This window comes from Streptomyces sp. NP160 (assembly GCF_006335115.1).
In the GTDB taxonomy this organism is placed as follows: Bacteria; Actinomycetota; Actinomycetes; order Actinomycetales; family Quadrisphaeraceae; genus Quadrisphaera.
Genome location: NZ_VDMJ01000008.1, coordinates 71950 through 96174 on the forward strand (window position 1 = coordinate 71950; position 24225 = coordinate 96174).

The 24225-nt window shown below is 76.5% G+C and carries 19 protein-coding genes; 7 read left to right on the forward strand and 12 right to left on the reverse strand.

What is annotated here, in order from left to right:
* The first annotated feature begins 67 nt into the window (after nt 1–67).
* Nucleotides 68–1354, forward strand: a complete 1287-nt coding sequence (locus FHN55_RS23215; protein WP_218974388.1) for a PRC-barrel domain-containing protein — start codon at nt 68–70, stop codon at nt 1352–1354.
* 67 nt (nt 1355–1421) lie between these two features.
* Here the strand turns inward: FHN55_RS23215 and FHN55_RS05980 are convergent, their stop codons facing one another.
* The 3 genes from FHN55_RS05980 to FHN55_RS05990 are packed head-to-tail and all read right to left on the reverse strand — an operon-like array spanning nt 1422 to nt 5052.
* Complete coding sequence (locus FHN55_RS05980) at nt 1422–2735, reverse strand: lipopolysaccharide biosynthesis protein (protein ID WP_139711339.1); 1314 nt, start codon at nt 2733–2735, stop codon at nt 1422–1424.
* Between the two features lie 11 nt (nt 2736–2746).
* Nucleotides 2747–3832 carry a glycosyltransferase gene (locus FHN55_RS05985; protein WP_139711340.1) on the reverse strand — a complete coding sequence of 362 codons (1086 nt, stop codon included), beginning with the start codon at nt 3830–3832 and terminating at the stop codon, nt 2747–2749.
* Nucleotides 3829–5052 carry a glycosyltransferase gene (locus FHN55_RS05990; protein ID WP_139711341.1) on the reverse strand — a complete coding sequence of 408 codons (1224 nt, stop codon included), beginning with the start codon at nt 5050–5052 and terminating at the stop codon, nt 3829–3831. Before FHN55_RS05990 ends, FHN55_RS05985 begins: the two co-directional genes overlap by 4 nt.
* Nucleotides 5053–5211: 159 nt before the next feature.
* Between FHN55_RS05990 and FHN55_RS05995 the strand changes: the two genes are divergently transcribed.
* The 5 genes from FHN55_RS05995 to FHN55_RS22570 all read left to right on the forward strand — a co-directional run bounded on the left by FHN55_RS05995 (nt 5212) and on the right by FHN55_RS22570 (nt 10228).
* Nucleotides 5212–5685, forward strand: coding sequence for a hypothetical protein (locus FHN55_RS05995; RefSeq protein ID WP_139711342.1), 474 nt, complete (start codon nt 5212–5214; stop codon nt 5683–5685).
* A gap of 91 nt (nt 5686–5776) precedes the next feature.
* The gene (locus tag FHN55_RS06000) at nt 5777–5977 is read left to right on the forward strand and encodes a hypothetical protein (RefSeq protein WP_139711343.1); all 201 of its coding nucleotides are present in this window, start codon (nt 5777–5779) and stop codon (nt 5975–5977) included.
* 125 nt (nt 5978–6102) lie between these two features.
* Entirely contained in the window at nt 6103–8691 is a 2589-nt protein-coding gene (locus FHN55_RS06005) for a cell wall-binding repeat-containing protein (protein WP_139711344.1), read from the forward strand.
* 77 nt (nt 8692–8768) lie between these two features.
* Entirely contained in the window at nt 8769–9569 is an 801-nt protein-coding gene (locus FHN55_RS06010) for a sulfite exporter TauE/SafE family protein (protein ID WP_218974389.1), read from the forward strand.
* 74 nt (nt 9570–9643) lie between these two features.
* Nucleotides 9644–10228 (forward strand): hypothetical protein, encoded by a 585-nt coding sequence (locus tag FHN55_RS22570; RefSeq protein WP_180357673.1) that lies wholly within the window; start codon nt 9644–9646, stop codon nt 10226–10228.
* Here FHN55_RS22570 and FHN55_RS23220 read toward each other — a convergent pair.
* A complete protein-coding gene (locus FHN55_RS23220; protein ID WP_218974401.1) occupies nt 10161–10646 on the reverse strand; it encodes a glutathione peroxidase in 486 nt (161 codons plus the stop codon). The genes FHN55_RS22570 and FHN55_RS23220 overlap by 68 nt on opposite strands.
* Nucleotides 10647–10827: 181 nt before the next feature.
* Between FHN55_RS23220 and FHN55_RS06025 the strand changes: the two genes are divergently transcribed.
* The gene (locus tag FHN55_RS06025) at nt 10828–13341 is read left to right on the forward strand and encodes a cell wall-binding repeat-containing protein (protein WP_218974390.1); all 2514 of its coding nucleotides are present in this window, start codon (nt 10828–10830) and stop codon (nt 13339–13341) included.
* Between the two features lie 18 nt (nt 13342–13359).
* Here FHN55_RS06025 and FHN55_RS06030 read toward each other — a convergent pair whose 3' ends face one another.
* The 8 genes from FHN55_RS06030 to FHN55_RS06070 form a co-directional block, all read right to left on the reverse strand.
* Complete coding sequence (locus tag FHN55_RS06030; protein WP_139711347.1) at nt 13360–13746, reverse strand: hypothetical protein; 387 nt, start codon at nt 13744–13746, stop codon at nt 13360–13362.
* A 353-nt stretch (nt 13747–14099) separates the two neighbouring features.
* Nucleotides 14100–15044 (reverse strand): EAL domain-containing protein, encoded by a 945-nt coding sequence (locus FHN55_RS06035; protein WP_180357674.1) that lies wholly within the window; start codon nt 15042–15044, stop codon nt 14100–14102.
* 62 nt (nt 15045–15106) lie between these two features.
* Nucleotides 15107–15754, reverse strand: coding sequence for a hypothetical protein (locus FHN55_RS22575; RefSeq protein ID WP_180357675.1), 648 nt, complete (start codon nt 15752–15754; stop codon nt 15107–15109).
* A 110-nt stretch (nt 15755–15864) separates the two neighbouring features.
* Nucleotides 15865–18357 carry an MMPL family transporter gene (locus tag FHN55_RS06050; RefSeq protein WP_139711351.1) on the reverse strand — a complete coding sequence of 831 codons (2493 nt, stop codon included), beginning with the start codon at nt 18355–18357 and terminating at the stop codon, nt 15865–15867.
* Nucleotide 18358: 1 nt separating this feature from the next.
* Nucleotides 18359–19018: a TetR/AcrR family transcriptional regulator gene (locus FHN55_RS23225; RefSeq protein ID WP_257570740.1), complete on the reverse strand. Its 660-nt coding sequence runs from the start codon at nt 19016–19018 to the stop codon at nt 18359–18361.
* Between the two features lie 74 nt (nt 19019–19092).
* Complete coding sequence (locus FHN55_RS06060) at nt 19093–21426, reverse strand: bifunctional diguanylate cyclase/phosphodiesterase (RefSeq protein WP_139711352.1); 2334 nt, start codon at nt 21424–21426, stop codon at nt 19093–19095.
* A gap of 92 nt (nt 21427–21518) precedes the next feature.
* Nucleotides 21519–22934, reverse strand: a complete 1416-nt coding sequence (locus FHN55_RS06065; RefSeq protein WP_139711353.1) for an APC family permease — start codon at nt 22932–22934, stop codon at nt 21519–21521.
* Nucleotides 22931–24064, reverse strand: coding sequence for a class II histone deacetylase (locus FHN55_RS06070; RefSeq protein WP_139711354.1), 1134 nt, complete (start codon nt 24062–24064; stop codon nt 22931–22933). Before FHN55_RS06070 ends, FHN55_RS06065 begins: the two co-directional genes overlap by 4 nt.
* Nucleotides 24065–24225: the final 161 nt, after the last annotated feature.

Consider the following 24225-nt stretch of genomic DNA (forward strand, 5'->3'; position numbering starts at 1 on the left):
TCGCGGCGGGGTAGTCCGGAGGCGGTGCGCAGCAGAGCGTGCCGTCCGACGATCGCGAGGAGCGGCCATGATCACCGACGCTGAGGTGGAGCGGATCCCCGGAGCTGCTGTCTACGGGGCTGACGGGGAGAAGATCGGCAAGGCCGGCGCGGTCTACCGCGACGACCAGACCGGTCGGCCGGAGTGGGTCACCGTGCAGACGGGCCTGTTCGGCACCTCCGAGAGCTTCGTGCCGCTGGCGCAGGCCCAGTTCGACGGCGACGACCTGCGCGTCCCCTACGACAAGTCCAAGGTCAAGGACGCCCCGCGTGTCGACGACGAGGGCCACCTGGACATCTCCGAGGAGGACCGCCTCTTCGAGTACTACGGCGTGAACAACGCCGGTCCGGCTGGCTCGGCGGCGCACGACGCCCGTGACGACGCCCGCGACCGCGACCGCGACGGCTACGGCGCCGCCGCAGGCGCGGGTGCGGCGGGGGCGGGGCTGGGCGCCGCGGCGGCCCGCCACGACGACCGCCGCGACGGGTACGCCGACGACCGCCGCGACGGCTACCGCGACGACCGTCCTGCCGGGTACGCGGACGACCGACGCGACGACCGACGCGACGACGACCGCGGCTTCGTGGACAAGGTCAAGGACAAGCTGGACGGGGACGACCGCCGCGACGACGTGCGCCGTGACGACCGTCCGGTCGGCTACGCGGACGACCGCCGCGACGGCTACCGCGACGACTACCGGGACGACCGCCGCGATGACGACCGCGGTCGCGGCGCGGGCACGGCCGTCGCCGCCGGCGCCGCCGGCGCCGGTCTCGGTGCTGCCGCCGCCGGTCACCGCGACGACCGCCGCGACGACCGCCGCGACGACCGCCGCGACGACTACCGGGACGACCACCGGGACGACCACCGGGACGAGCGCCGCGACGACGACCGCGGCTTCATGGACAAGGTCAAGGACACGTTCAACGGTGACGACCGCCGCGACGACCGCCGCGACGACCGCCGCGACGACCGCCGTGACGACGTCCGGGACGGTTACCGCACGGACGGCCGCACCGGCACGGACACCGCCGCGGCCCGCGACGACCGCTTCGCCGACGGCGAGGACGTCGGCCGTCGTGACGACCGCTCGTCCTCCGGTCTGGGATCCACCCCGCTGGCCGCGGGGGCGGGCGCTGCCGCTGGAGCCGCGGGCGGCTACGCCGCAGGGCGGTCGTCGTCGACGACGACCGGCACCGAGCGCAAGCCCCGCCTGAGCCAGTGGGTGCTGGTGAAGAAGGAGGACGTCATCGAGGTGCCCGCCGACGAGGCCGAGCGCCTGGCGGCCCAGAAGGACGGCGGCGCCCTGCGCTGACCGGCTGACCGCCCCGCCCGTTCGGGCCGCCGCCCCCTCTGCGGCGGCCCGGACGGTCCGGCCGGGGTCACTGGCGGCGCAGCCGGCCCCACACCACGGCCCACAGGGCCAGCGCCAGCACGCCGTCGCAGACGAGGCTCGCCGCCACCGCCCCGGCCAGCCCGAACGCGGGGATGAGCCAGAGGTTCAGCAGCCCGTTGCCGACGGCCACGCCGAGCTGCAAGGCGCTGCGCACGCGCTGCTGACCGGCGCCGGTGAGGGCGTCGGCGGCGAGGTAGTGCGCCACCTTGAGCAACGGCAGCAGCGCGAGCCACCGCAGGGCCCCGACGGCGGGCTCGTAGTCAGGTCCCAGCACCAGCGGCACGAGGTCGGCGCCGGCGAGCAGCGCCACCGACGCCAGTGCGCACCAGCCGACGGTGGTGGGCGCGATGCTGCGCGCCAGCGCCACAGCGCTCCGCAGCCCTTCCGCGCCCCCCGCGGCCCCGGCCGCGAAGAAGCGCGGGTAGGCCGCGGCGAGCACCGCCCGCAGCGGCACCAGCGACACGTCCACCAGGCGGTACGCCGCCGTGTACGCGCCGTTGGCGGCCACGGACCCCAGCCTGGCGAGCATGAGCTTGTCGAGGTCGTTGTAGAGCGCCTGCGCGCCGAGCCCCACGGAGAAGTGGAACCCGTCGCGCCACTGGCCGAGCAGCCACCGCACCTCGGAGGCCACCCCCGCGCCGCCGCGCCCCAGCTGCCCCCTCACGACGACGACGGCCGCGACGCCGCCCACCAGCGACGTCGCCGCGTACGCGGCCGCCCAGCCGCCCACGGTGAGCCCGGCCGGCGTCAGCAGCAGGGCGACCGCCGCGGCGAACCGCAGCCCGTGGAAGACCAGCTGCGCCTGCGCCGCCGACATCGCCCGGTGCCGCGCCACCTGCACGCCGGCAGCGAGCTCCAGCAGGGCGGAGCCCACCAGGTCGGCGACGAGCAGCGCGAGCACGGCGGGCAGCGGCACCGACGGCACCACGAGCACGCACACCGCGGCGGCGAGCACCGTCGCGAGCAGCCCGCCGCCCGCGGTGACGGCCGCGGCGCCGGCGAACGCACCCGGCAGGCGCTCGGGCGAGCGCACGGCGGACCTGACCAGCAGGTGCACCGCCCCGAGGGAGGCGAACGGCAGGGCCAGCGCGGCGGCGGCCATGACCGCGCTCACGGCGCCGAAGCCCGCGGGGCCCAGCTCGCGCGCCACGAGCAGGAACGTCAGACCGGCGAAGGCGGCGCGACCGCCGTGGCCGAGCAGCATGCTCGCGCTGCTGCGCCGCAGCCCCGAGGTGCTGCCGTCCACCACGGCGCCCGTGGTCGCTGCCCCGTCGCGCGCGTCGACGTCAGCTCCGGCCACGCCAGGTGACGCTACGGCGCGCGCAGGCCCCGTGAGCCCGGTTCGCCCGGATCGAGCACCGCGCGCCAGCCGGCCACGAGGGCCTCCCGCCCGTAGGCCCGCTCCCGCGCGGCGTCCGCTGCCGCGAACTCGGCCACCGGCGGCGGCGCCGCCAGCACCGCGCGCACGGCGGCGGCGAGGGCGGCCGCGTCGGCGGCCGTCGTCGTCCCCGGGACCAGGGAGGGGATGAGGTGGCGGGCCTGCTCGGTGGCCACCGCCACCACGGGCCGGTGCGCCCCGGCCGCCTCGAGCAGCGCGTAGCCGAACGTCTCCGAGCGTGAGGTGTGGATCACCGCGTCGCACGCGTCGAGCAGCTCCGGCACGCGGTCGGTGTGGCCGTGCCAGGTGACCCGGCCGGCCACCCCCAGCTCCTCGGCCCGCCGGCGCAGGGCGGGCAGCCGCGCTCCTCCGCCAGCCACGTCGAGGTGGGCGCCGGGCACCATCACCAGCGCCTCCAGCGCGAGCTCGGGGTTCTTCAGCGGCTCCAGCCCGCCGACGGCCAGCAGCCGGCCACCGGCGGGCACCGGCGCGGGCTCGCGCCGGCCGGTGCCCGTCAGCGGGTCCTTCCCCACCGGGTTGGCGACGACGACGACGCGCCCACCCACCCCCGGCTGCTCCGCCAGCGCCGTCGCGACCGCGGCGCTGACCGCCACCACCCGGCGGGCGCGGCGGGCGTACAGGGGCAGCACGAGCCGGGCGACCGCGTCGAAGGAGCGCAGGGCGGCGCGCCGCTCACGGGTGAGGGAGTGCTCCCAGGCGACCACCTCGCGGTCGCAGGGCCGGCGGAACGGCAGCACCCGCAGCCCCACCCAGATGCCGACCAGCACCAGCGGCGGGCCCGGCTGCCGCACGAGGCGGCGGGCCGCGGCGAAGGAGGCCGCCAGGTCGAGCAGCCGCCCCACCCGCCCGGTGCGCGGGCGGGTGACCAGGGCGTGCAGCGACACGTCGAGTCCGTCGGCCTGCAGGGCGGCCACGGTGTCGGCGGCGGCGCGCTCCATGCCGCGCAGCGGCGTGGCCTGGGAGAGCACGAACACCGCGGCGGGTGACCTGCCCGTCATCGCGAGGACCGGTGCGCGGCGGCGGTCTCGACGGCGGCAGCCGCGCGCCGGGCGACGGAGCGCAGCGAGTGGTGCTCGCGGGTCCACGCGACCAGCCGGGCACGCTCCTGCGCGGTGGGGGCGGGCCGCTCGAGCGCCTCGCGCAGCGCGGCGGCCACGGCGTCGACGTCCCACGGCACCGCCCAGCCCAGCCGGTGCTCCCCCACGAGCTGCGCGAAGGGCCCGGCCCCCGCGTACACGACGGGAGCCCCGCACGCGGTGGCGGCGAGCGGCTTGACGAGGAAGGCGAAGGCGTAGGCGGTGTCGGGCCGCTGGCTGGCCAGCCCCGCGCGGGCCGTCGCCGTGGCCCGGGCGATCACCGACGGCGCCACCAGCCCCGGGAAGGCGATGAGCCCGGGCGCCAGGTCCCGCGCGCGCTCGGCCAGCGCGGCGGCCTGCACGCCGCCGCCGTAGAAGACGGCGCGGCTGCCGGGGTGCTCGGGCAGCACGCGGGCCAGGGCGTCCACCAGCACGCCGGCGCCCTGCACCTCCGACATGGTGCCCGCGTAGACGAACGCCGGCGGGTCGTCGTCGCCGGCGTCGTCCCCGACGTCGTCCCCGGGGGCCGGCGGGCGCAGCTGGTCGGTGTCGACGCCGGTGCCGACCACCACCACCCGCTCCGGCGGCACGCCGAGCGCGCGCACCCGCTCCGCGTACCCCTCGTCCACGGTCATGACGCGCGCGGCGCCGCGCAGCACCCAGGCCTCCAGGGCGGTGAGCAGCCGCAGCGCCGGCCCGGGCAGGCCGGCCTCCGCCGCGGCCAGGGAGAGCAGGTCGGCGGCGTAGTAGGCGTACGGCACGCGGCGCAGCCCGCAGACGAGCCGCACGACCAGTCCCGTGGTGGGCGGGGGCTCGACGACGACGACGTCGGGCCGGGCCCCGCGCGGCCCGAGGACGCGGGCGGCCAGCCTCAGGGCGGCGGGCAGGTCGAAGCTGGCGTACTGCACGTAGCCGCGGACGTTGCCGGTGGCGTCCCGCAGCACCGGCCAGCGGCGCACCCGCACCGCCGGGTCACCCTCGGCAGGGGACGCGGCCCGGTCGGCAACCCCGGCCGGGAGCCGGGAGGTGAGCACCTCCACCGCGTGGCCGGCGCCCGCGAGGGCGCGGGCGAGCGCCGCCTGCCGCCAGGCGGCGGCGGCCGGCTCGGGGGCGAAGGCGCGGGTGACCACGACCGTGCGCACGAGGTGCACCGTACGCACCCCCACCCGGGGTGCGCCCAGCACGCCGCGTCACCGGCTGTGCACGCTGCGGCGGTTCTGGACCGCCACGCTGATCGCCACTTGCCGAGGGCGACCGCCCTCGACTATCAAGTCCTCAACCGTTCAGACGAGAGGCCTCCCATGCGCCGCGCCCTCCGCGCAGTCGTGACGCTCGCCGCCGCGGGAGCCCTCGGTGTCGCCGGTGCCGGCGCCGCCCAGGCCTCCGCGTACGGAGCGTCACCCATCGCACCGTTCAGCTACACGACGTCCACCGGGATCAAGTCGGTGCCCTATGGCTGCGCCCTGATCCACAGCATCACCGGCGAGGGCGTCAACATCACGGCGCAGACCGCCACGGTCGACTGCGCCGGCTGGGCCGCGATGCGCGACAAGCTCTTCTGCGACGCGAGGGTCGTCTTCACCTTCACCAACACCGCCGGGAGGAAGAGCGCTCCCACGGAGGTAGACAAGCTGTCCGGCTGCCGGACGCTCGGCATCCGCCTGACCAACCCCACGATGCCGGTAGACGTCACGCCGGGACGGGCCTGCGTCACGCTCTACGTCAACGGCGAGGACGTCGCGCGCGCCACCTCCTGCCACGTCATCAGCAGCTGACGCAGACCCCGCCGCACCCCGGGGATCAAGACCGGGCGTCATCCGGCCGATGGACACCCTGTCGGACGGTCCGGCGCCCGAGGAGGTCCCCATGAGCACGCCCCACTCCTTCTGCGCGCGGACGGCTGCACTGTCGGCGCTGAGCGCCCTGCTCGACACGGACGCCTCGGCGCTGCAGGCCCGTCTCGAGGCCGGTGAGGACCTCGCGTCCCTGCTCGCCGAGCGCGGAGTGGGCCTCGAGGCGCTCTCCGCGGAGCTCGAGGAGCACCTCGCCCCGGGCCTGACCGCCTGACGCCGGCGGTGTGAGCGAGCCGGTCTCCCCGGGAGGTCGCTGAACCTCCCGCGCGTGGGCGTGTTCTCCCGCGATCTCCAGCGGTCGCTACCTACGGTGAAGGTCCACCCCTCCCGGAGGTCCTGATGCGCCGCGCCCTGCCCGCACTGGCCACGACGGCTACCGCGGCCGCCGCAGGCCTGCTGGGCGCTGGCGCCTTCGTGCTCCCGGCGTGGGCGGACGACCTGAGCGCCTCCACCGCCGCGGGCCCCGCCGCCCCGGCGGCCGCGGACACCGTCGACGACGACGCTCCGACCGCGCTGATCAGCGGCACCCTGCGCGTGCTCGCCGACGTCGACCACACCCGCGGCGGCACGCTCGACGCCGCCCGCCGCCAGGCCGCCGCCTCGCTCGGCGGGGCGATGGGCCCGGCGCTGGGGCCCGCCCGCCGGCTCGACCCCGTGGCCTCCTACCTGCAGGTCGGAGGCGTGTGGGTGCCGCTGCGCGCCAGCGCCGTCGCCGACGTGGCCCCGGGCAGCGCCGTCACCGTGCGCGTCGAGGTCCCCGAGCCGGTCGTCCGCGCGGTGGAGGACGGCGAGCGCCTCGACGCGGTGCCCGACGGGCGCGCGTCGGCCACGACCGCCATCAGCGAGCAGGCGCTCGACGCCGCCACCGGCAGGTCGGCGGCCGCGTCGTCGCCGCTGGCCGGCGCGAGCGCCGTCGCCGCGGCCGCCACCGCCACCCCGGTGGCCGCCGAGGTGGTGGCGGCCACCACTCCGGTCGCCACCGGCGTGACGTCCTCACAGCCGGTGACGGTGGTGGCCGTCTCGATGCTGGGCGGCTCGGACTCCTACTACAGCGACGCGACCGTCGACTCGCTGCTGACGTCCGTCAGCGACTACTGGGGCGAGCAGACCGGCGGGGCCGTCGGCTTCCGCCGCGACGGCGCCGTCACCCGCTACTCCAGCTCCCTGGGCTGCTCCGACCCCAACGCCCTGTGGTCCGAGGCGGCCCAGCGCTCCGGCTTCACCCAGGGCGCCGGCAAGCACCTCCTGCTCCTGCTGCCGCCGCAGGCGTACGCCTCGGGCTGCTCCTACGGGCTCGGCTCGGTCGGCGCCTCCCCGGGCGCCGGCGGCGTCACCTACGTCACCGACGCCAGCTGGCCGGCCATCGCCCACGAGCTCGGGCACAACATGTCGCTGCTGCACGCCAACCGGCTGCAGTGCGGCTCGGCGGTGGACGAGGCCGTCGGCACCTCCGCCAGCTACCGCTCCTGCAGCGTGCAGGAGTACGGCGACCGCACCGACGTGATGTCCAGCGCTGCGGCGCGCTCGGACGGCACGCCGGTCCAGGCCACGGGCAGCGCCTCGGCGTTCGAGCTGGCGCGGATGGGCCTGCTCGGCTCGGGGGGGCGCGCCACCGTGACCTCCACCGGCACCACCACCTGGACCGTCCAGCCGCTGTCGGCGCTGTCCGGGCTGCGCTCGGTGCTGGTCACCGACCCCCGCAGCGGGGACGTGTACGACCTCGAGGTCCGCGCCGGCGCCGGGCGTGACACCTACGGCTGGGGCGGCTCCACGCGCGTCACCTACGGCCTGCGGGTGCTCAAGGCCAACGACGACGGCGGCACCCTCCTGCTCGACCCCACGCCCACCACGGGCACCGACTCCAACGTGGTGGTGGCGCCCGGCACCACCTTCACCAGTGCCGCCGGCGGTGTGGCCGTGCGCACGACGAACAACGCCGACGGCTCCGTCACGGCGCAGGTGTCGGTGGCGACCGCGGGCCAGGAGCACTGGCAGGCGCCCGCCGCCTCCGTCAGCGCTCGCCTGCAGGGCGACGACAGGTACGGCACCGCCGCCGCGGTCTCCGGCGCGCTGGTGAAGACCCCCGCCAGCGGGCAGCGGGTCTTCGTGGCCTCCGGCTCCGCGTTCCCCGACGCCCTGGCCGCCGGCACCGCGGCGGGGCGCGCCGGCGCACCGACCCCCGTCGTCCTCGTCCCCGCCAGCGGTGCCCTGCCCGAAACCGTGGCCGCCGAGCTGCGCCGCCTGTCCCCCGCGCGGATCACCGTGGTCGGCGGGGCGAGGGCCGTGGACGACGGCGTGCTGGGGCAGCTGCGCTCCTACGCCACCACCGTCGACAGGGTCCAGGGCGAGGACCGCTACGCCACCTCCGCTGCGGTGGCCGCGGCCACCGCGGCGGACTCCGGCAGCACGAGCGGCCCGGTCTTCCTGGCTACCGGCCTCGACTTCCCCGACGCCCTCGCCGGCGCCGCGGCCGCCGCCCGGCTGGGTGGCTCCCTGCTGCTCACCGACCCGGGCACGCTGTCGGGGCCCACCCTGGGCGCCCTGGACGCGCTCGAGCCGACCCGGGTGTACGTGCTCGGCGGGGGCATCTCCGGCACCGTGGTGAGCCAGGTCGCCTCGGCGGTGCCCGGTGCCGCCGTGGAGCGGCTGGCCGGGGCGGACCGCTACGAGACGGCGGCCCTGGTGGCCGGCACCTCCACCCCCCAGGGCGCCGGGGGCGTGGTGCTCGCCACGGGCGCCGACTTCCCCGACGCCCTGACCGGCGGGCCGCTGGCGGTCTCGCTGCGCGCGCCGCTGCTGCTGGTGCAGCCGACGTGCGCGCCGGGGGTGGCGGTGGACCAGGTGGAGAAGCTGGGCGCCACGACGACCACGGTGCTGGGCGGCACCCGGTCGGTCTCCGACGCCGCCGCGGCCCTCACCCGGTGCTGACCCCGCTGACGAGGTGCTGACCCGCTGCTGGACCGACAGAAACCGACCACCCCTTAGGGTCAAGCGGTGAGCGCCCGGTGAGCATCGACCTCTCGACCCTCACCGCGTTCGACTGGGCACTGCTGGCCCTGGGCGGCCTGGTCATCGGCTTCTCCAAGACCGCGTTCTCCGGCCTGGGCACCCTCGTGGCGGTGATCTTCGCGCTGGTGCTGCCGACCCGGGCCTCCACCGGCGCGATCGTGCCGCTCCTCATCGTCGGCGACGTCATCGCGGTGTCTCTCTACCGCCGACACGCCGACTGGAAGCTGCTGGTCAGGCTCCTGCCCTACCTCATCGGCGGGCTGCTGCTCGGCGTCGTCTTCCTCGACTCGGTGGACGACGTCGTCCTGCGCCGCTTCCTCGGCGTGCTCCTGCTCGTGCTCGCGGCGATGCAGCTGCGCTCGCTGCTGCGGCCGGCCGCGCCCACCGAGGAGCCGGGCGTGGTCACGGCGCCCTCCGGGCCGGAGACCTGGGGGCCGGCGCGCCGGCGCGTCACGGCGGCGCTGGCCGGCGGCGGCGCGGGCTTCGCCACCATGGTCGCGAACGCCGCCGGCCCGATCTCCTCGATGTACCTGCTCGTGATGCGCGTCAGCAAGATGGCGTTCGTCGGGACCGCCGCGTGGCTGTACGCCATCGTCAACGTCACCAAGGTGCCCTTCAGCGTGCAGCTGGGCCTCATCGACCCCCAGTCGCTCCTGCTCGACCTGCTGCTCGTGCCGGCGCTGCTCGTCGGCGCGTTCGTCGGGGTGAAGGTGCTGCGCCGGGTCCCCCAGCAGCTGTTCACCAACCTCACGCTGGTGCTGACGGCGCTGTCCGCCGTCGCCCTGCTCCTGGTCTGACCCCCTCCCCCACCCGTGATCACGGGCCTCCCGAGCACCTTCCCGCCTCCGCGGTGTCGTGGCAGCGTGGGGACGTGGCCCCCGCAGCGCGAGACGACGGCCTGTTCGCCACCGAGCTCGACGCGCAGTTCGACCCCACCGACCCGCGCACGGTGTTCTGGGCCGAGGTCGACCAGCAGCTGGAGTCCGGGCACGACTCCGCCGCGGTCGGTGCGGTGGTCCGCGCCGCCGACGCCACCGACCCCCGCGACCGCGGCCGCTGGTGGGGCCTCGTCGACGGCCTCGCCGACCTGCCGCGCTCGGCCGGCTGGGCCTACGAGGAGCCCGAGGGCGCGCAGGAGGTGCTCGAGGCGCTGCCGAGCGCGGCGCCAGCCGAGCAGCGGCCCGCCCTCACCGACGACGACGTCCGCGACCGGGTCCTGGCCGGCTGGCTGGGCCGGGACGGCGGGCCTGCCGCGGCACCTCGTCGACCCCCTGCACGACACCGTGAGGTCCGCCCTGTCCGGCTTCGACGGGTCTCGGGTCAGCGACCTCGCCGAGCGCACCGCCCGGCTGGCCCTCTCCCTGCCCTGAGCCGGCCGACGCCGCGCCTCAGGCGGGCAGGGCCGCCTCCACGGCGGCGAGCACCGCGGGGTCGTCGGGTCGGGTGCGGGGGCTGAACCGGGTGACCGTCCCGTCGGCCGCGACGACGAACTTCTCGAAGTTCCACGAGATCCGCCCCGCCTTGCCGTCAGCCCCCGGCACGGTGGTCAGCCGCTGGTAGAGCGGGTGGGCGCTGCGTCCGTTGACCTTGACCTTCTCCGACATCGGGAAGGTCACGCCCCACGTGGTGGAGCAGTACTCGGCGATCGCCTCCTCCGAGCCGAGCTCCTGGAGGAACTGGTTGCTGGGGAAGCCCACCACCGTGAGGCCGCGCTCGCCGTAGGTGCGCTGCAGCGCCTCCAGCTGCTCGTACTGCGGCGTGAGACCGCACCGCGAAGCCACGTTCACCACCAGCGCCGCCCCGCCGCCCCGGAGCTGCCCGAAGGTCGTCTCCTCGCCGGACAGGGTGGTCACGGGCACGTCGTCGAGGTCCAGCTGCACCCCCTGATCGTCACCCGCCGTCCCGCGTCCCGCACCACCGGCCTCCGACCGGCGCTTCCCGGAGAGGACGACGACGAGCGCGTGTCGCTCCCCCGCCGGACGCCCGTCCTCGCGGACGATCTCACCTGTGGAGTGCCCGCAGACGCCCCGGCCCCGGCGGTGGGCGCCTGCTGCGGTGACCGCTGCGCTCGTCGCTGCGGCGCTCACGGGCGCGACCCCGCCGGCCCAGGCCGTCCCGTCGTACACCCAGGCCACCGTCCCCGTGCCGACGAGCACCCTGACGGACGCCGACGCCGTCGCCGTCGCCCCGGACGGCAGCCGCGCGTACGTGCTCGACGGCGCGGCACGCAAGATCTTCACCTTCTCGGGCACCGGCGCCCTGGTCGCGACGACCACGCTGAGCGGCGTGAGCGATCCCCGGGGCCTCGCCCTGGGCGGCAGCACCCTGTACGTCTCGGACACCGGCAACAACCGCGTCGGCTCGACACCGGCGCCCGTCGCCGACGCGACGGTCACCCTGTCGCTCGTGGCGGGCAGCGCCGCACCGGGAGGCGCACCGCAGCCGGGCCCGGCGGCCAGCTCTCCGCTCAAGGAGCCCACGGGGCTGGCCTGGGACCCCGTCGCCAGCGCCCTGTACATCGCCGACACCGGCAACAACCAGGTCGAGAAGGTGGTCGGGACCACGCTGACCGTCGTCGCCGGGACCGGCGTCGCCGGCGCGGCGTCCTCGGGCACCGGCGCGACGACCCAGCTCGACCGGCCGCAGGCGGTCGCGGTCGACAGCTCGTCGACGCTCTTCGTGGCCGACACCGGCAACGGGCTCGTGCGCTCCGTGTCGGCGGGTGGTGCCGTCACGACGGCGGCGACGACGCCCGCGCCGGACGCGCTCGTCGTGACGGGGTCCGGTGACGTCCTGGTGGGCAGCACCACGTCCGTCGCCGCGGTCAGCGGCAGCACCTCGAGCGCGGTGGGCACGGGCGGGTTCCGCGACGTCGAAGGGCTGGCCGTCTCCGGCTCGGGGGTCGTCTGGGTCGCCGATGCCGCGGGGAGCAGCTCAGCGGTGGTCACCCTGACGCCACCCCCACCGGCAGCCGCCCCCGTGCGCATCACCTCGACGCCTCCGACGACGGCGGTGAGGGGCGCTGCGCTGACCCGGACCTTCACGGCGACCGGGACGCCGACCATCACGTGGTCCTTCGTCGGTGGCGCAGCGCCTGCGTGCCTCGGCCCGGGCGCCATCGGCGCGACGACGGGGGTGCTGACGGCCACCCCCGCCACGTCGGGCCGGTGCACCTTCACCGTGCGCGCCGACAACTCCGTCACGCACGACGACCAGGAGGTGACCCTCGCCGTCGGTGCTGCTCCCGCTGCCACCAGCGCCAAGCCCACCGCGACCGCCGGCCAGGGCAGCGCCACCGTCACCTGGGCCGCGCCCGCCGCCAGCACCGCCGCCGGCGAGGCCGTCACGGGCTACGTCGTCACGCCCACCGCCGGCGGCACCGCCGGCACGCCGAGGTCCGTGGCCGCGGGCACGCTCAGCACCACGTTCACCGGGCTCCGGGCCGGGACGTCGTACACCTTCACGGTGGCGGCCACCAACGCCTTCGGCACGGCGCCGGTCTCCCCGGCGTCCGCGGCCGTCGTGCCGTACGGCGGGATCGCCGCGCCCGGCCCGGGGCTGACCCGCTACCAGGGCAGCAACCGGGTCCTCACCGCGGTGAAGGTGTCCCAGCAGCTGTTCCCGGACGCCGGCAGCGCGCGGGCCGTGGTGGTCGCCAGCTCCACCAGCTACGCCGACTCCCTGGCCGGCGCCCGCCTGGCCGCGGCCGTCGGCGCACCGCTGCTGCTGACCGACCCGCTGGCCCTCAACGCCGAGGTGGCCGCCGAGGTCGGGCGGGTGCTGGCCGTCCCGGCGACGACGACGGCCGCCCCGGTGGCGCTGGCCGCGGCTGACGCCTCCACCACCGCCAAGCCCACCACCACGGGCACCGTCTACCTGCTGGGCGGCACCAGCGCGGTCTCGGCCGCCGCGGAGACCGCGCTGAAGGCGGTGAGCAGCAAGTACACCGTGACGCGGCTGTCAGGGGCGGACCGGTACGAGACGGCCGTGAAGATCGCCGCCCAGACGGCCGTGGACGACCCGGTGCCCGGCGCGCCGGTCTACGTGGCCAGCGGCGCGAACTACCCCGACGGGCTGGCGGTCGCGGCCCTGGCGTCGCGCACGGGCGGGGTGGTGCTCCTCACGCAGGGCTCCACGATGCCCGCGGCGACGCTGGCCTACCTGGAGACCTACGACCCGAACAGCGAGCTGCTCGTGGCGGTGGGCGGCCCGGCCGCGGCGGCCACCAGCGGGCACGGCGCGGAGCGCGCGATCGTCGGTGCTGACCGCTACGACACCGCGCGGCTGGTCGCCGCGCGCTTCACGGCCGCGACCGGCGCGGCGCGCGTCGACGACGTGGGCCTGGCCACCGGCACCAACTGGCCCGACGCGCTGGCGGGGGCGGCGGCGATGGGCAACCTCGACGGCCCCCTGCTGCTGACGCCGCCGGACGCGCTCTCACCCGCGGTGGGCTCGGCGCTGTCGGCCCTGTCGAAGGCGGGCAGGCCCACCTCGGCGCTGGTCTTCGGCGGCCCGTCGGTGGTCTCCTCGAGCACCGCCGACGCGTTCGCGGCCCGCGTGGCCGGCTGACCACCGGGTACCGGCAGCTCAGGAGGCCGCGCAGGGCTCCTGGCTCGGTGCGGCGAGCAGGTCGGAGGCGCTGCGCCACACCTCGAGCGGCTGCTCCGACGGCGACCACTCGGCGTAGAGGAGCTCGGTGCCGTCGGCGCCGAGCGCCCACAGGTAGCCGGCGCCGCGGTCCTCGACGGTCAGCACCAGCTCGGTGGCGCCCACCGTCCACCGGGCCTGCAGGTCACCGTCGGAGTCGACCCCCACCTGGGGCTGCGGGGCACCGTCGCGCTGGATGGACGCGACGGCGCGGAAGAGGTGCTTCGGTCCGGTGAGCGCGGACGCGGCGGCGGGCCGGCCGGGCACCGTGACCAGGGCGAGGAGCTGCTGCTCCACGCCCCTCAGAGCGTCGCTGCGCTGGGTCACACCTCCTGTGTCGGCACGCAGCACACCGAGCCTGAGCCGGCCCGCCCCGGTCGCCCGGGCGGGTGCGCCGGCTCACCCTCCCGGAGCAGGGCGGGCGTGTCGGCGCGGCGCGCCGCCGCGGCGTGCTCCGGACGAGCGGATCGGCAGCGGGGGCGGCACCGCTGGCCCTAGCGTCGCCCTCGTCCGTCCCCCGCTCGACGAGGAGCCCCACCGTGTCCCGGTCCGCCACCGCCCCCGCCAGCAGCCCGCTCGCCGTCGCCGGGGCCGTGCTCTCGGTCCTCGGCACCCTCGTGCGGCTGGTGCTGCGCCGCCGCTGACCGCCTCCTGAGGGTGCGTCCCGCGGCGCAGCCGGATCAGGACGACGACGCAGCCAGCTGCTGCTCCGGCGGCTGCGCCGCGCCGCCGTCCTGGCCGGGTGCCGTCGCGGAGGCGGCGTACGAGCGCCACAGGTCCACCACGGCGTCGGGCTCCAGCGCGGGGGCGAACAGCCAGCCCTGCAGGTGCCCGATGCCCGCGCGGGCGCACGCGGCGCGCTGCTCGGGCGTCTCGACGCCCTCGGCGGTCACCTCTGCGCCGACCCCGCGCGCCAGGGCGGTGACGGCCGCGAGCAGCCGCTCGGCGTCCGGGGCGGTGCGCGCCAGCGGCGTGCCGCTCCCCGGCAGCAGCGAGCGGTCGAGCTTGACCAGCCCGACCGGGAGCTGGGCGAGGCGGCCCACGTCGCCGTAGCCGCAGCCGAAGTCGTCCACGGCCAGGGTGGTCCCGGCGTCGGCGAGGGCCTGCAGCCGGTCCAGCACCCCGTCGTCGAGGTGGAGCCGCTCGTGCTCGAGGACCTCCAGCACCAGCCGGTCCGGTCCCGTCCCGGCGCAGGCGCAGGCGCGGGCGACCGCCTCCACGAGGTCGGGGCGCTCGATGCTGCTGCGCCCGAGGTTCACGCCCACGCGGTGCACGCGGACGCCGGCTGCGTCCCAGCGCAGCACCTGGTGCAGCGCCTCGTGCAGCACCAGCTCGTCGAGAGCTGCGCCCAGGCCGTGGGCCTCCGCCACGCCGACGAAGCCGTCCGGCGCCACGAGGGAACCGTCGGGCCGGCGCCAGCGCACCAGCGCCTCGGCGGCCAGGGGCTCGCCGTCGCAGGTGCGGACCACCGGCTGGTAGCGCACCAGCAGCTCCCCCGCCGAGCGTCCTCCGGCGAGCAGCTCGCGCAGGTCGGCGACGCCCCAGCCCGACGGCTCGCGCGTCGCGCGGTGCGCTGTGACGAGCTGCTCCACGTCGACGTCCTCCCCGGCGGTGGGCGCGTCCACCGAGCGGGGACGCAGGTCTCTCCTGGGTGCTTCGGCGCCGCAGGTGCGCGCCTTGAGCACGGTCAGAGGGCGACCGCGGCGGTGAGGCCCTGCGGGGCCAGGGAGGCCGTCAGTCCCACCGAGCCCGCGGTCCCGGTGGCCGCTGTGGTCGCGGTGCCGGCCACGCCGGCCACCGTCCCGACCGTCCCCACCGCGCCGGCGGTGCCGGTGGCCGCGGTCGTGGCGACGGTCCCGGCCGTCCCGGTGGCAGCCGTCCCCGCGACGCCCGCGGTGGTGCCGACGGCGCCGGCCGTGCCGGCCACGCCGGCGGTGCCGACCTCTCCCACCGCACCCGCGACCCCGGCGACGCCCGTGCCGGCCACGGAGGCCGTCGCTCCGGTGCCCGCCACCGAGGCGGTCAGCGCGAGGCCCGCGGTGCTGCCGGCGGTGCCCACGGGGGCGGTGTCGGCGGTCGACGCGGTGGCCGCCCGGTCAGCGGTGGCCGCCGTGTCGGCGGTGTCAGCGGTGTCAGCGGTGTCGGCGGTGTCGGCGCGGTCGGCGGTGGTCGCCCGCTCGGCGGTCGGTGCGGTCTCCGCGACGTCCGCGGTGGCTGCGACCTCGGCGGTGGCCGCCGTGCCGCGGGCGGGGTCGCCCGGCTCGGCGTAGGCGGCTGCTGCGCCCGCGACGGCCAGCAGCACGGCAGCGGGCACGACGACGGCGGTGTGCTTCACGGTGGGCTCCTCCCCGGCGCCGCGGACGCGGCGGCTCCCCCGTGCTCGACGCGCCGCGGCGGCCCGTGGAGGGCAGCGGCGCAGCACGTCATGGGCACCCCGCGGGAGCCTCACCTGGTCGGAGCAGCCTCCGCGGCGTCCGCGGCCGGAGCCCTGCCGTGGGAGCGCTCGAGGGACGCGCCCTCCACGTCGACGTCGGGCAGCACCCGGGCCAGCCAGCGCGGCAGCCACCAGGCGCTGCGGCCGAGGAGGTGCATCACCGCGGGGATGACGAGCAGGCGCACCACGAACGCGTCGGCCAGCACGCCGAACGCCAGGCCGAACCCGAAGGACCGGATGATCACCGAGTCCGACCCGATGAAGCCGGCGAAGACCGAGATCATGATGATCGCCGCGGCCACCACCACGCGGCGCCCGGCCTTGACGCCCGCGGTGACGGCGGTGCGGGCGCTCGCGCCGTGGGCGTAGGCCTCGCGCATGCCGGAGACGAGGAAGAGCTGGTAGTCCATCGCCAGCCCGAACATGATGCCGATGACGATCGTCGGCAGGAAGCTCAGCACCGGTCCCGGCGTGGTGACGCCGAAGACCGGCGCGAGCCATCCCCACTGGTACACCGCGGTGATCGCCCCGAGCGTGGCGAACAGCGACAGCACGAAGCCCAGCGTCGCCGTGAGCGGCACCAGCAGGGACCTGAAGACGACCACGAGGATGAGCAGCGACAGGCCCACCACGAGGCCGAGGTAGCCGGGGAGCGCGCTGGCGAGCTTCTCCGAGACGTCGATGTTGCCGCTGGCCACCCCGGCCACCCCGTAGCCCTCGGGCAGGTCGCGGATGTCCTGGACCAGAGCCTCGGTCGACTCGTCGGTCGGGCCACCGGCAGGGACCACCTGGAACGCGAGCAGCCGCTGGTCGGCGGAGGCGCCGACGGGGGCGACGGCGGCGACGTCGGGCAGGCCCTTGAGCTGCTCGGCGATGCGCACCTGCTCGGCCAGCTGGTCGGTGCCCGTGACCGGCTGTGCCAGGTCGGCCACCACGAGCAGCGGGCCGTTGACGCCCTCGCCGAAGGCGCGCTGGGTCAGCTCGAAGGCCTGGTACTGGGTGGAGTCCCTCGACTCCGAGGAGCCGTCGGGCAGGCCGAGGCGCAGCGAGGCGGCGGGCACGGCGAGCAGGCCCAGCACGGCCACGCCCAGCACCACGGTGAGGACGGCGCGGCCGGTGCTCATGGGCCTGAGCGCCGCCTGGGCGGCCTCCTCCGCCTCGTCGTCGTCGTGGCGCTGCCGCTCCGCGGCGGCGTCGTGCCGGTCGTAGAACGCGCGCTCCTTGCGCCGCAGCACGCGGGCCCCGAGCAGGGAGAGCACGGCGGGGGTGAACGTCACGGCCATCGCCACGGCCACGAGCACGCAGAAGGCGCCGACGGTGCCCATCAGGCCCAGGAACCCGATCCCGGTGACGTTGAGCGCGGCCAGGGCGATGACGACCGTCAGGCCCGCGAAGAGGACGGCGTTGCCGGCGGTGCCGGTGGCGAGGGCGATCGAGGGGCGCAGCGGCATCCCGTGCAGCAGCTGGCGGCGGTGGCGGTTGATGAGGAACAGGGAGTAGTCGATGCCCACCGCCAGGCCGAGCATGACGCCGAGGACGGGCGTCACGGAGATCATGTCGACGACACCGGACAGGGACAGGGCAGCGGTCACCCCGACCCCCACCCCGACCAGGGCGGAGACGATCGGCACGGCCGCGGCGACCGCCGTGCCGAGCACCACGAGCAGCGCGACGGCGGCGATCACCAGGCCCGCCGCCTCACCGGGGCCGAAGACCTCGGGCACCTCCTGCACCAGCTCCTGGCTGAGGGCCACCTGCACGCCCGGCAGGTCGGCGCCCTCGAGCTGGGAGACCACGGCCTCCTTGGTCTCGGGGGTCACCTCGTCCTGCGGCAGGGAGAACTGGACGACGCCGAGGGCGGTGCCGCCGTCCTGCGAGACCTGGCGCACGCCCTCGGACACCGCGAGCAGGCGGCTGCCGAGGTCGGCCTGGCGGGCCTGGTCCTCCAGCTGGGCGCGGCTGGCGTCGAGCTGGGACTGCTGCTGCTCGAGCGCAGCGAGCTGGGCCTGCACCCGGGGGGACTGCTGGGCCGCGGCCGGCAGCGCCTGCAGCTGGGCGCGGCCGGCGTCCAGCTGGGCCTGGCCGGCGTCCAGCTGGGCGCGGGCGGCCTGCAGCTGCTGCTGCCCGTCCTCCAGCTGGGCCGCCTGCTGCTCGCGCTGGGCGGTGGTGGTGAAGGGGTCGACCACGCCCTCGACGCCGGGGGTGGTGGCCACGCGCTCCAGCAGCTGGGAGACCTGCGCGCGCTGGGCGTCGGTGAGGGCGCCACCGTCCTCGGCGTGGAAGACCACCGTGCCGCTGCCGCCGCTGGCGTCGGGGAACTCCTGCTGCAGCTGCGCGGCGACCCTCGCCGTCGGCGTCCCGGGCAGGCTCACCGTGGACGACAGGGTGCCGCCGAGGGTGAGGTACCCGGTCACCCCGAGGGCGAGGAGCACCAGCCAGGTGCCGATGGTCGTGCGGGGGCGGCGCGCGGCGAGGGAGCCGAGCGCGTACAGCCAGCGGGCCACGTCAGGAGCCTTCCGTCGGTCGAGAAGCGGGAACGGGTGCCGCGCGCGGCACGAAGCCGTGGCGCACGGCGGCGAAGAGCACGTCCAGGAGGTCCGCCCAGCGGCGTCGGCCGCCCTCGTCGAGCGTCCCCCCGGTCTCCTCGAGCCAGGTCTCGGCCACCACGGCCATGCCGTTCATGACGGTGGTGGTGAGCAGGACCAGCTCGAGGGGGCTGGTGCCGGGGTAGCGCTCGGCCAGGCGCTCGGCGGCGCCCGCGCCGAAGCGGTGCATGGCCCGCAGGCGGACCCGCTCCGCGGCGGCCTCGCGGCCGGGCGCGGACAGGGCGCGCCCGAGCCAGCTGAGGGTGGTGGTCACCGCGGGGGTGCTGAGCGTCGCCACGAGGTCGTCCAGGGGTCCGGGGCGCTCGGCGGAGGCGGCCAGGTCCGCCTCCACGGCGGCGATGGCGGTCTCCAGCTCCCCCTCGACGCAGGCCACCACGACGTCCTCGAGGTGGGAGAAGTGGTTGAACACCGTGCGGCGCGAGACGTCCGCGCGGGCGGCGAGGTCGTCGGTGGTGAAGCCGGCCGCGCCGCGCTCGTCCAGCAGCTGGCGGGCGGCGGTGACGATCGCCGCGCGGTGACGCGCTTTGAGGGCGGCCCGCCGGTCGTGGGGCACCAGCATCACCCCCACATCATGCACTCAGTGCAACGATGCGCCCAGTGCAGCGGGTGTGACTCCCACGACACCCGAGCACCTCAGCCCGCGGCGGGGGCCCGCAGCACCGACGGCAGGAGCGCCGGCCGCCCTCCGGAGACGACCAGGTCGTCGAGCTCGGCGGCCGGCAGCGCCCGGCTCCACAGCCACCCCTGCCCCAGGTCAGCCCCCGCGGCGCGCACCACCGCCTCGTGCTCGCGGGTCTCGACGCCCTCGACCGCCACCAGCGCGCCCACCGCGTGCCCGGCGCGCACCGCGAGCGCCAGCAGCTCCAGCGCTCCGGGCTCGCGGGAGGTGACCAGCGACCTGTCGATCTTCAGCAGGTCGCAGGGCAGCCTGCGGAGCTGGCCGATCGAGGTGTACCCGGTGCCGAAGTCGTCGATGGCGACCAGCACGCCGAGGGCGCGGATCGCCTGGAGGTGCTCCACGGAGGGGCCTGACCCCACCACGTCGGTCTCGGTGACCTCCACCACGAAGCGCCCCGGCCGGACGCCGGCCGCCTGCAGGGCCTGGGCCACGTCGTCGACCACGGCGGAGCTGGCCAGGTGCCGGGGCGCGATGTTGACGCCGACGATCGGTCCGTGGTCACCGCGCGCGCGGGCCCAGGCGGCCTGCTGGGCGGCGGCGGTGCGGAGCACCCAGCGGCCGAGGTCGCAGACCAGCTCCGACCGCTCGGCCAGCGGCACGAACTCCTCCGGCTGCAGCGGGCCCCGCTGCGGGTGGTTCCAGCGGAGCAGGGCCTCCAGGCCGTCGGCGCGGCCCGCGCGCAGGTCGAGGACGGGCTGGTAGTGCAGGTCCAGCTGGTCGGCGGCGAGGGCGGCGCGCAGGTCCGCCTCCAGGGCGGCGCGGGCTGCGACCTCGGCCCGCAGCGCCTCGTCGAAGAGCACGGCGCACCCGCGCCCGCCCGCCTTGGCGCGGTAGACGGCGGTGTCGGCCTCGTGGAGCAGCACGTCGGCCTCGGCCTGCCCGTCCGGGCTCCACGCCGCTCCGACGCTGGCGCCGACGGCCACCTCGTGACCGTCGGCGGTCATGGGGGCGGACAGGTCCGCCACCAGCCGCCGGGCCAGCGCCATGACGTCGTCCTGGTCGCGGGCGCTGGTGAGGACCACCACGAACTCGTCACCGCCCAGGCGCCCCACCACGTCACTGGAGCGCACGCAGGAGGTGGTGCGACCGGCCACGGCGCGCAGCACCTCGTCGCCGGCGCGGTGCCCGTGGGTGTCGTTGACGGCCTTGAAGCCGTCGAGGTCGACGAACAGCAGCGCCACGCCCCGGCCCTCGCGGCGCCCGCTGCGCAGCGCCGAGGCCAGGCGGGCGCGGCTGGTGGCGCGGTTGGCCAGCCCCGTGAGCGGGTCGTGCGCGGCCTGGCGCTCCAGGGTGCGCGCCAGCCCCTCGAGGGCCGTGACGGACGCCCCGGCGGCGCGGACGGCGAGCGCGGTGCGCGCCACCACGAGCACCGCCATGGCCGTCCCCGCCGCCACCACGGCCCACACGAGCCAGCCGTCCTCCCAGCCGCCGTCGCGCCGGGGGTCCGCGCCGCCGCTCCCGTGGAGGTCGAGCAGCACGAGCACGCCGAGCAGCGCCGAGGGCAGCACGAGCGCCGCGGTGAGCCCCGCGGCCGGCAGCAGGCCCATGGTCGCCGGCTCTGCGTCGACGTCGCGCCTCTCGGCGTCGGGGTGCAGGGCCGCCGCCGCCCACAGCAGGTTGCTGACGAGCACACCCACCGCCAGGACGGACTGGTAGGGGTTGTGGTCCCCCCAGAGCACCCAGGTGGCGTCGCAGGACAGGACGACGGCGACGCCGGCCGCTCCCAGGCGGGGCCCCGCGGCGCGCCACCGGCTGGCGGCGAGCAGCACCACGGCCTGCGAGAGGAGAACGACGTCACCGACGAGGTAGCTGGCGCCCAGCACGTGGTCGGCCGCCACGCGGCGGGTGCTGGCGAGCGCCGGGCCCACCACCACCACGCAGGCGAGCAGGGCCAGGCCGACGGCGGCGATGCCGCCCTCGAGCGCGCGGGCGCGCCAGTGCTGGGCCCCCGCGTCGCGGGTGAGCATCAGCAGCCCCGCGGCCATCGGCAGGTAGGCGGCCAGGTACAGGGGTGCGGCCGGTGAACCGGCGCCGTCGAATCCGGCGGCGAGGGCCGCCACGTGCACCGCGTCACCCGCCAGCCACAGCGCGTACCCGGCGGCGAGGCCCCACCAGCCGGCTCCGCGCCGACCGCGGCGGCGCGCACCCACCACCATCGCGGCCACGCCGACGGCGCTCAGCGGCAGCTGCACCGACGCGGAAAGCGGGCCCGCGATGGCGAGGACGAGCACCGCGCCGGCCACGCCGAGCGCCACGGCCCCGCTCCAGTGCCACCGCGCCCACGTCACGACCCGTGCATCGGCGGTCGGGGCGGACTCCTTGATCTCCAGACCGCCTCCCGTGGCGCGGACGGGCGCACGGGCGGATGACGGGACCGGGATCAGGGCGTGTGGTCCACCGCCAGCTGCGGCGTCGGCCGGCGGAACCCCCGGGTCAGCACCGCGAGGTAGACCACGCCGACCAGCGCCCACACGCCTCCCACCTGGAAGGTCAGCGCGGTGAGGTTGGTCCACAGCCACAGCGTGAGCAGGAAGCCGACGGCCGGGACCACCGCGTACAGGGCCAGGTCGCGCGGGGAGCGGCGCCCGCCGTCGACGACGTAGCCCTTGATGACCGTCACGTTCACCAGGGAGAAGGCCGCGAGCGCCCCGAAGCTGATGATCGAGGCGAGCGTGCCCAGGTCGATGACGAGGGCCAGCAGCGACACCGCGGCGACGACGAGCGTGGCGCCCACGGGGGTGAGGAAGCGGGCGCTGAGGCTGCCGAAGAGGCGGCGCGGCAGCACGCCGTCGCGGCCCATCGCGAACAGGACCCGCGCCACGGAGACCTGGCTGGCGGTGGCCGAGGCCACGCAGCCGGCGATGTAGGCCGCGAGGAACGCCGAGGCCATCAGCTGCCCGCCGGCCTCGGTCATGACCTGCAGCCCGGCGGAGTCGGGGTCGGTGATGGAGCGCCAGTCCGGCAGGGCGGTCTGCGACGCCCACGACAGGACGATGAAGACGACCCCTCCGAGCGCCGTCGTGAGGATGATCGCGAGCGGCACGGTGCGGCGCGGCTCGCGGGCCTCCTCCGAGAGCGTGGAGATGGCGTCGAAGCCGAGGAAGGACAGCGCGAGCACCGCCGCGCCGGAGAAGACCGTGCCCCACTGCAGCTCGTCGGAGACGAACGGCGCGGTCAGCGACGGGGCGTCGGCACCGCCGACCTGCGCGACCACGACGGCCACGAACACGACGGCGAAGACCAGCTGCACCCCCACCAGCACGACGTTGGCCTTGTCGACGACGGTGATGCCGACGACCGTCAGCGTCGTCACCAGCGCGACCGCCACGACCACCACGAGCCAGGCCGGCACCGACGGGAACTGCGCGTTGACGTACAGCCCGATGACGAGGTAGTTGATCATCGGCAGCAGCAGGTAGTCGAGCATGAGCACCCAGCCGGTGAGGAACCCCGCCCTGGCGCCGAAGGTGCGCTGCACGAACGTGTAGGCCGACCCCGCCGAGGGGTGGGCCCTGACGTTGAGGGCGTAGCTGACGGCGGTGAACGCCATGACCACCGTGGTGACCACGTAGGCGGTGGCGAGGTGGCCGCTCGTCTCGGTGGTGACCAGGCCGTAGGTGGTGAACACGGTCAGCGGCACGAGGTACGCCAGGCCGAAGAGCACCAGCGACGGGGTGCCGAGCACCCGCCGGAGCTTCCCGTCGACGACGAGGCCGTGCTGCTGGCCGTGCTGCTGGCCGGGCTGCTGGCCGGGCTGCTGGCCGGGCTGCTGCGCTCCGCGGTCGACGGTGCTCACCGCGCCACCCCCGCGGGGACCGCCACGCCGAGCAGGCCGGCGGCCTCGGCGGCAGCGCGCACGGCCTCGGCCTGGTGGGGCCGCAGCGCCTGGTCGGGCAGGTCCTCGTACTCGTGGGCGAGGACGTCGGTCACGGCGGTCCGCTCGCCCGACATCTCCTCGAGCACCGCGACGCCGCACAGCGGGGCGTACACCGGGCTGTAGCCGCCCTCGTGGGTCATCACCACACGGCCGCCGCAGAGCCGCTCCGCGGCGTCGAGCACCGCGCGGGCCATGCGGCGGAAGCCCGTCGTGGTCACCACCATGCCGCCGAGCGGGTCGAGGGCACCGGCGTCGAACCCGGAGGCGACCACCACGAGGTCGGGGTGGTGGCGCCCGAGCGCCGGCAGCACCACCTGCTCCACGGCGTGCAGGTAGCCGTCGTTGCCGGTGCCGGCGGGCAGCGGCACGTTGATCGAGGACCCCTCCCCCACCCCCCGGCCGCGGTCGGTGACGCGGCCGGTGCCCTTGGGGTAGAGCTGGTCCTGGTGCACCGAGATCGTCAGCACGTCGGGGTCCTCGGCGAAGACCTCCTCGGTGCCGTTGCCGTGGTGGACGTCCCAGTCGACGACGGCCACGCGCTCGACCCCGTGGTGGCGGCGGACGTGCTGCACGGCGATCGCGGCGTTCGCGAACACGCAGAAGCCCATCCCGGTCTCGGGGCGGGCGTGGTGGCCCGGCGGTCGGACCAGCGCGTAGGCGTTGGTGACGCGGCCGGTGACCACGGCCTTCGCGGCCTGCACCGCACCGCCGGCGGCCAGCAGGGCGATGTCCACCCCGCCCGGGCCGAACGGCGAGGTGCCGTCTCCAGCGTCACCGCCGCGCTCGGCCGCGCTCCCGGCCCTGATCCGCTCGAGGTGCTCGCGGGTGTGGACGGCCAGCACGTCCTCCTCGCTGGCGGGGACCGCGCGCACGCGGTCCAGCTTCGCCGCCAGGCCGCTGACCTCCACGAGCGCGGCGAAGCGCGTCTTGGACTCCGCCGACTCCACGTGGTGGTGGGGCTGGACCAGCCCGCCGGGCGGCACGAACGCGGCGTGGGTGCCGGTGTCGTGCCAGCCGTAGAGCTCTTCCCACACGTACCCGGTGCGCATGCGACCTCCTCGTCGTCCCAGCCCTCGAGGGTGGACCGACCGTAGGGGTGCATCCCTGGGCGTCACAAGCATCCCGGCGCGGATCCGTGCAGCACGGCGGCCAGAGCCTTCGGATCCGGTGACCGCACGGCACGGCTACGACGGAAGTCGCACCCAGGTAC